3 protein-coding genes are annotated in these 886 nt (G+C 37.6%); all 3 read left to right on the forward strand.

All coding sequences use genetic code 11. The features are described from left to right. Positions 1–60: 60 nt before the first annotated feature. From QZ269_RS13265 to QZ269_RS13275, 3 genes are read left to right on the forward strand one after another with little or no spacing between them, the layout of a single operon-like run. On the forward strand, positions 61–273 hold the full coding sequence (locus QZ269_RS13265) for a hypothetical protein (RefSeq protein WP_291427166.1): 213 nt from the start codon (positions 61–63) through the stop codon (positions 271–273). Then, a complete protein-coding gene (locus QZ269_RS13270; protein WP_291427167.1) occupies positions 274–600 on the forward strand; it encodes a hypothetical protein in 327 nt (108 codons plus the stop codon). After that, complete coding sequence (locus QZ269_RS13275) at positions 597–884, forward strand: cysteine peptidase family C39 domain-containing protein (RefSeq protein ID WP_291427168.1); 288 nt, start codon at positions 597–599, stop codon at positions 882–884. Before QZ269_RS13270 ends, QZ269_RS13275 begins: the two co-directional genes overlap by 4 nt. The last annotated feature ends 2 nt before the right edge of the window (positions 885–886 follow it).

An 886-nucleotide genomic window follows, 5' to 3' on the forward strand; every position in this document is an offset into this window, starting at 1 on the left:
ATCCATTTGGACTGGCTTAGTTGACGTTTTTCGTGGCGTCTTACCCAAACTCGACTTCTCGTGCTGAGCAGTTACGATGAGTTATTATCTTTAGTAGGACAGATAGGTTTGGATGCTTGTAAAGATGTTCTTAATAGAGATATAATTCCATTAGTAATTGACTTCACGATTGATAAATTTATCTATAACTTGGATACCCCTCAACCAATGAAGTTAATTAAATTGAAGATTTCCGTTGAGGAGATGGAAATAAAAATTCCTCCAGGAGAATAAATGAAAATCTTACTCTTGGCTATCTCATGCGTCATCTTGTACGGTGCCGATATGTTTCTAACATATCAGTTACTTGGAAAAAATACTGAAGATTATGAGGAAGAGAATATATTGCTAGCGAAATTATTTAATAAATTCGGCATCTCAAAAACAGTTATAGCTGCATTTTTGCTATTCTGCATATTTGTCATGGCAGTAGTTTTCTTACTACCAGATATGGACATTATTCTCTTGGTCTTATTAGCTGTGGGAATTATCAATCTTTTAAATAATCTCAATACTATAGCAAGGGTAAAAAATCGTAGACATATGCAAGAGAGTGAATGACTTCATACTTTTATAAAAAATATCTTGTTAAGCAGATCGACCAAACAGACTGCGGAGCTGCATGCCTTTCCATGGTGCTAAAGTATTGGGGACGTCGGGAAGCCCTTTATACCTTAAGAGATTTAGCTGGTACTACACAAAGTGGCACCACTATGGCTGGACTGAAGAAAGCAAGCGAAATTTTAGGACTGAGATGCAAAGCAGTAAAAGCTAAGAGGCTGTCTGAGGCCCTAACCATGGGAAATGTTTTAGGCTTTAACGGTGGAACGCGCAGCTTACCCTAGCG

It is taken from the genome of Deinococcus sp. (assembly GCF_018260405.1).
GTDB lineage: Bacteria > Deinococcota > Deinococci > Deinococcales > Deinococcaceae > Deinococcus.